Genomic DNA, 362 nt, shown 5'->3' on the forward strand with positions numbered 1-362 from the left:
ATGTCATCACCTAAACAAACGTCTCCTCCGTTGGCTGGTAATGCAACCGGGTTAGTATGAATCACTACATTATGATCAAGAGCACTCACACAGGTGCCTTCAGTTACTGTAAGCGTGTAGCTACCTTCGTAAGTAGCCTTGTCAGCATTATTAATGGTCAGAACTGCAGTATTTTGAGTACTGCCATCGGGCAGCAACCACGAGTAGGTCGCTCCTGGAGCGCCTCCGCCACCGGTCAGTGTAATATCTTCGCCTTCGCACCATTCGGTGGTAGTCTCAGCGGCATCGCCATTAATGGTCGGCACCGGTAAGGCCTGAATGGTAACTACTACTGTTACTTCTGTACTTGTACATCCATTTGA

General features: G+C 48.6%; 1 protein-coding gene. It reads right to left on the reverse strand.

The window, feature by feature from the left end; all coding sequences use genetic code 11:
- A partial coding sequence (locus tag KEM09_RS21860; protein ID WP_212232095.1) for a hypothetical protein occupies positions 1–362 on the reverse strand: 362 nt, incomplete at both ends.

It is taken from the genome of Carboxylicivirga mesophila (assembly GCF_018271975.1).
In the GTDB taxonomy this organism is placed as follows: Bacteria; Bacteroidota; Bacteroidia; order Bacteroidales; family Marinilabiliaceae; genus Carboxylicivirga; species Carboxylicivirga mesophila.